The sequence below is a fragment of the Virgibacillus sp. JSM 102003 genome (assembly GCF_041949995.1).
Classification (GTDB): Bacteria; Bacillota; Bacilli; order Bacillales; family Amphibacillaceae; genus Lentibacillus.
The window spans coordinates 123,599-129,873 of record NZ_JBHFQH010000012.1 but is presented as its reverse complement, the minus strand read 5'-3'; the positions used below and the strand labels follow the sequence as shown (position 1 = coordinate 129,873).

Annotated in this window: 7 protein-coding genes; 5 read left to right on the top strand and 2 right to left on the bottom strand. The window is 38.9% G+C overall.

What is annotated here, in order from left to right; translation table 11 throughout:
- Window positions 1-125: 125 nt before the first annotated feature.
- Together ACE1TG_RS14140 and ACE1TG_RS14135 are read right to left on the bottom strand one after the other, a co-directional pair.
- Entirely contained in the window at window positions 126-743 is a 618-nt protein-coding gene (locus ACE1TG_RS14140; protein WP_375053049.1) for a class I SAM-dependent methyltransferase, read from the bottom strand.
- A 75-nt stretch (window positions 744-818) separates the two neighbouring features.
- The gene (locus ACE1TG_RS14135; RefSeq protein WP_375053041.1) at window positions 819-2,063 is read right to left on the bottom strand and encodes an MFS transporter; all 1,245 of its coding nucleotides are present in this window, start codon (window positions 2,061-2,063) and stop codon (window positions 819-821) included.
- Window positions 2,064-2,225: 162 nt separating this feature from the next.
- On the opposite strand from ACE1TG_RS14135, the gene ACE1TG_RS14130 reads away from it, so the two are divergent.
- The 5 genes from ACE1TG_RS14130 to ACE1TG_RS14105 all read left to right on the top strand — a co-directional run bounded on the left by ACE1TG_RS14130 (window position 2,226) and on the right by ACE1TG_RS14105 (window position 6,250).
- A complete protein-coding gene (locus ACE1TG_RS14130; protein WP_375053040.1) occupies window positions 2,226-2,411 on the top strand; it encodes an H-type small acid-soluble spore protein in 186 nt (61 codons plus the stop codon).
- 18 nt (window positions 2,412-2,429) lie between these two features.
- Complete coding sequence (locus ACE1TG_RS14125; RefSeq protein WP_375053039.1) at window positions 2,430-2,618, top strand: H-type small acid-soluble spore protein; 189 nt, start codon at window positions 2,430-2,432, stop codon at window positions 2,616-2,618.
- 428 nt (window positions 2,619-3,046) lie between these two features.
- Complete coding sequence (locus ACE1TG_RS14115) at window positions 3,047-3,862, top strand: CAP domain-containing protein (RefSeq protein WP_375053038.1); 816 nt, start codon at window positions 3,047-3,049, stop codon at window positions 3,860-3,862.
- A 188-nt stretch (window positions 3,863-4,050) separates the two neighbouring features.
- Window positions 4,051-5,289, top strand: a complete 1,239-nt coding sequence (locus tag ACE1TG_RS14110) for a dicarboxylate/amino acid:cation symporter (RefSeq protein ID WP_375053037.1) — start codon at window positions 4,051-4,053, stop codon at window positions 5,287-5,289.
- A 220-nt stretch (window positions 5,290-5,509) separates the two neighbouring features.
- Entirely contained in the window at window positions 5,510-6,250 is a 741-nt protein-coding gene (locus tag ACE1TG_RS14105) for an AAA family ATPase (RefSeq protein WP_375053036.1), read from the top strand.
- The last annotated feature ends 25 nt before the right edge of the window (window positions 6,251-6,275 follow it).

The following is a 6,275-nucleotide window of genomic DNA, read 5'->3' as shown; positions in this document are numbered from 1 at the left end:
TGGATTTAGGCGATTTGATCGCTTTCGTTTAAAGGTGTTATTACATCATCAATATAAAAATGTGAATCTAAGGGTGGCATAAATAAGGAGTGAGCAGTCGCTCACCCCAACATTTGACTTAGAACCTATTTTTTACATATAACTAACCCCAGCGGCATTTTTTCCGGTGCTTCAAAGTCTGCCGGTTTGATTAACGCACCTTTTTGAAAAAAGAATTCCTTAGCTATGTATTCTGGAAATAAGTTTTTAAATTCATCTACCCTTAACTGATGGACGTGAAATGGTGAACCACACGGAACACCACGCCCTTCACCAAAAGGAGTTGATAGGATAAGCGTGCCCCCTGGCTTTAGCATTTGGTAAATATTAGCTAAAAATTGGCTTTCTTCCTCTACATGTTCAATTGTTTCAAAGCTGAGAATACAGTCGAATTGCCCCAATTTGTCTGGGACTGTTGAATCTGTTACATCACCTTCTATAAAAGTGGATAATGGATGGTAAAAAGTACCCTGTGCGTATTTCACTGCTTCCGTGTCAATATCGACTCCTACAACTTCACTTACTTTATCCTTACATTTCTTTGCGATTATATGTGTTCCATACCCAGCGCCACTTGCAAAATCCAGTACGCGCCCATGAACAAAATCACTGGCAAAATGATATCTTGCCATATGCTCAATCAATAACTCGTTGGTGATTTTCATCTTTTCGGGAATAACGCGTTCTCCAGTATCCTTTAACATCATATTCACCGCTTAATTAAATTTTATACACTTAGTTTAACATAACGCTACTTTTTACGTCGCTTTTAACTTGTCTTACTGAGGCTTTCTTGCTGTTATTGCACAGATTAGCCCAAGTAATGGAAAGGTCAGTGCAGCAAGTAAAACAGGCGTATAGTTATGAAACAAGTCAAAACCAGCGCCAAACGGCAGTGGTCCTAACGACGATCCAAGAACCACCATTGTCATCCCAACACCATTTATACTGCCAATATACTTCCTGCCAAAAAAATCCGGCCAGACAACATTCATTCCAATTCGCTCAATCCCATTTGCGATACCCCAAATCGTTCCAAATAATATTGCCATTAACAGATTATTTGTGACCAGAAGCAATAACATAAAAATTATTTCGATTACAAAGACACTTGCTAATAAATAGTTCGTCTGTATTTTTTCGGTGATAAACCCTGACACCAGTGATATCGGAAGGCCAACAATAGCCATTAAACTTAACACTATTGCAGCAATACCTGGAGAAAGCCCATTCGAATCAAAGATGGAAATAATATGAAAAGTAATGCCTGTATTGATCATGGAAGGGATACTTACGCTAATCAAAATACCCCAAAATGCCCAAGTACGCATTGCTTCTTTTAATGTCCAATCCTCTTCCGACTGAGGCAGAGTTGTTCCGATAACTGGATCTGAGTTCTCGTTCTCGTCCTCATCTTTATTTGTTGCGTCTGGTTCCAGCCCCATCTCTTCCGGGCGATTGCGAACCCCAAATAGAGCAAATGGAACAAATATGACAAGTAACGCCACTCCCCAAAACCTCCATGCAAACTGCCAATCCCACGTTTGAATGAGCCAGGAATTAATAATTGGTAGCAGCATTGCACTGATGAAACTGCCCATCGTCATAAAACTGAAAGCCCGACCTCTCTTTTTAACAAACCATTGAGCCACAAGGGTGTTTGGTATAAGCGACATGGTACCTTGACCCAGTAAACGGACTAAAAAGAAACCAATCGCAAGCATAAACATGTTTGTGACAGCACTATTGAAAAAGCAGGCCAAAGCAAAGACTATACCTACCGTTACCATCATGAACCGCTGTCCAAAACGGTCAATAAACCTGCCAACAAACATCATTGTCAATCCAGCGATAAGCGTGGCAGTTGAATATAAGCCGGAAACTTCCGTTCGAGACCAGCCAAAATCATTAATGTACTGGTCAATAAATAATGAGATGGAATATGTTTGCCCAGGTCCTGAAAAGAAAATTCCCAGCCCGCCAATAAAAACAATAACCCATCCATAATAAAATTTGCCTAACAAAGTTGCACCTCCATGTCCGTACGCCGAAACTATTTTAAATGCAGATTAAATTTTAAGGCAAAATTAATGCAAATACAAACGTAAAAATGGTTATTTCATCCTCGTATATTCCCTTTCCCAAAGTAAAAAATAAGGCTATGCAATTCAGAAAGGAGAACGATCATGGACAGGAATCGGGCACAGGAAATTATTGATTCACTTGCAATGATAAACGTTAAATACCATGGAATACCGGTCTATATACAAGAAATAAACGACAATAGCGAAACAGCAACAATTTTTCCGCTTGATGAAATGGATCATGAACAACAAGTTGATTTAGATGGCTTATTTGAAGAAGGTCCATAAGAAAGGAGTTAGTTAACAATGAACAGACAACGAGCCCAAGAAATAGCACAATCAGCAGATATGAAAAACGTTACCTATAACGGGAAACAGATCTACATTCAACATGTTAGTGAACAAAATGAGACTGCTCGAGTTTTTGCTCTTGATGATACGGAAAATGAATTTGATGCCCAGCTTGCTCAACTCAACGAAAAGTCAGGAGGATAAATAAATGGATGACACACATGAGTTTGTGAGGAAATTTAACGAAAAGAAGAAAAGCGCAAGCGCCTGTTTAGCGCCGTATGGACTGGACTGACCCGTGTGAGATAAAGGATACACGAAGAGCGCAAGCGATTCGATGTTGACTTATCGTAGACACGGGGGAGGGAAGTCCACTAGGCGCTAGGCGCTGGAGCTGGACGTGGCTAGATAGCTTAGTTAGTTACCCACAGCGTTTAAATTTTATAATTTCCTAGACATCAAGAAAAAGGATAAACAAAATAAGAAACAACAGGGTCAAGGCGACCTAGCTGATAAGCTGCCCAACAAACGCAACTAAGCATTAATAGTCCTCCTCTTGCTTTATTTTTCCATATATATTTCTTTAAAATATGTGCAAATTACTAAAGACATTGAGCAAAGGAGGTAATCACATGAAATTTAACAAAATACTTGTAGCCTTAATAAGTTTACTCTTCTTATTATTGGTTGCTTGTAACAATACTAATGATAATGAAGATGCTTCAAAGAACGATCCGAGTGAAGAAAGTGCTATCTCATTCACTAAGACTGATAATCCAAGTGGCGATCTTCAAACAGACCAAATTGAAAACCAAAATAATCAGGGCAATTTCAATACCAATATGTTCGGTTTAGGAGAAGATGATAAAAATTGGAATCAGCGTGAGCAGAACAGACAGGGATTAGATGGACAGGATCTGGATCAATTTAGACAAGATCAACAGGGTCAGGATCAACAACAACAAGGGGATCAAGGTCAGCGAAATCAGCAAGGCCAACAAGGTCAAATGCAACAACAGCAAGACCAGCAGACACAAGATGATGCAAACCAAACACAGCCGCAACAGGGACAAAACGAATATACGTCGAATGTTATCAAATTAACAAATCAGGAAAGAAGCAATCAGGGACTTTCCCCGTTAAAGGCTCATAAAAAACTAAGTAACGTAGCCAGAAACAAAGCACAGGATATGCAATCCAATGGTTACTTTTCACACACTAGTCCAACATATGGGTCACCATTCGATATGATGAAGAATGCTGGTGTATCCTACCAATCAGCTGGTGAAAATATCGCTCGGGGTCAAAAATCGCCTCAACAGGTTGTCGATGCCTGGATGAACAGTCAAGGACACCGAGAAAATATTTTAAATGAAAACTTCACACATATTGGTGTAGGTTACACAGAAAGTGGCAATTACTGGTCACAAATGTTTATTCAAAAATAACGATAATGGAATGAGGATCAAAGAAGGAGTCTGCATCTTCTCTGATCCTCATTTGTTTAGCCCGTCCTTCTGTAAGCATCGACTTTGACAGTACATGGTTAGTGCTGTATGTTAAAATAAATTCCGATAATTTTTATAGGATTAATAGTATACTATAACAGAAACAAGGCTTGTAAGGAGGGCGTATAATGAAAGCTATATGGAGAGGTTATATCGATGCTTCCCTTATTTTAAAAATTACGATTGCACTTATTTTGGGAATTATTGTCGGTTTACTATATGGGAAAGATGCAGCAGTTTTAGCTCCCTTTGGGGATTTATTAATTCGATTACTTAAATTTCTGATCGTTCCACTCGTATTATTCACATTAATTGTCGGCGTGAATCAAACCAAGATGGCTAATTTGGGCCGAATGGGAGGAAAGGTATTCCTCTATTATCTGGCAACATCGGCATTAGCTATTACTGTTGGAATATCTGTTGCAAGTATTTTCGATCCTGGGACAGGAATGACACTGGATACAAATGAAGAATTTAAAGTCCCGGAGAACCCAGGTGTTACAAGTGTTCTTTTAAATATTGTCCCTGAAAATATTATAAGTGCATTTAGTAACCTGAACCTGCTCGGTATTATCTTTACTGCGATCACGTTCGGAGTTGCTATTTCTGCCTTAAGATCCTCCAAAGAACATGCAGAGCTTGGTGAAAGTGTATATAAAGTAGTTGACGGCCTAAATGAAGCTACATTGAATATTATGAAGGTCATCATTCAATACGTTCCAATCGGGATTTTCGCTATCGTTGCAAAAATCGTCGGTAACCAAGGTGTGGATACATTATTAGAGTTAGGTAACATGATTGCCGTCCTCTATATTGCCTTAATTGTCCAGGTTGTTTTTTATATAATTTTCATGATTTTATCAAAAATAGACTTGAGAGGATTTTTCACACATGCACGAACACCTATGATTACCGCTTTTGTTACGCAAAGCAGTTCAGGTACATTACCACTAACACTTGATGCTGCGAAGAACTTGAAGCTATCCAAAAGTTTGTATGGATTTAGCCTGCCACTTGGAGCCACTATTAATATGGATGGCGCGGCAATTCGGATAGCCGTATCTGCAGCATTTGCTGCCAACATTATTGGTGATCCATTAAGCTTTACTGACATGCTGCAGGTGGTACTTATCGGAACATTGGCATCCGTTGGTACAGCAGGCGTCCCTGGTGCAGGAATTATTATGATTGCTACCGTGTTTGCACAATTGGGATTACCGATGGAAGCAGTAGGACTATTGACTGCAATCGACGTTCTTGTTGGCATGGGCTGTACTGCCTTAAATGTGACCGGTGACTTGGTCGGTACTTCTGTCATTAATAAAACGGAATCAGAAACAAGTAATGAGCAACCAACCGGGAGTTAAATAATACGAATTAAAACGGCTACCGCCTCAATTTTAGAGGTGGAGCCGTTTTTTTTTTGCAGATCAGAAAGTTAAAACCTTTCTTACTGTATAAGTGCAACTAAGGCTTATCTACATTAAGAGTTGACGAAAAGCCAAGTTTTCTAATAGATATTCCTTAAAAAGCTGCGAAAACAGTCGATATAAGAAAGGTCGAACTTTTTTCATAGGAGATGATAGCGTGACCAAGGATACGGAAAAGAAGTCAATGGGCTGGTTGAAAGGTGTCTTATCCACCCAAAATCAACCGGAACAGACAGGCGCAGAACAGCAAAACACTGCCCAAGTAAACGAAGATCAGCAGGTAAATAACCACGAAGAACCTGCTCAAGCAGATACACCTGAGGACAAGCATCTGTTTTCAAAAGATAACCAGGATAAGGTAGCTTCAGATTTAATTGTTTCTTTAGAAAACATGCTAAAGGACCGGGAATTAATTTTATATAAAAATAATGGGCTTCAAGATCAATTGCATACAGCGAATGAAACCATCAATCGTTACAAACATGACGAAATGAAAAAAGAGCAGCTCCTGCAGGATAAAAACAAAGAAATACGCGACCTCGAAGGTAACCTCACGAATAAGCAAATGAGCTATGATCAGTTGCTTGAAGACTACAAAGAATATCAAAACAAGTCCAACAGCGAATATGAGAAAATCTCAAATGACCTGGAAAAAGAAAGTAATAAATATAATAAATTAAATGAAGAATCTACGAATACGCAATACCAAAGTATGTTGAGGATTAAGGAACTGGAAGAAAAAGTTAGAAATCTGGAAATAGAAAATCAGAAGTACCATGAACAATACGAAAAAATTACTGATGAAAAGGCTGAATTAATGCAGACCATTAACGATTTTACCGAGCGGATGTCCTTTTCATTTTCTCCAAAGACTAAAAGTAATGATTCATCTGATTAACAAAACGGTTGCAATTCCCTATTCT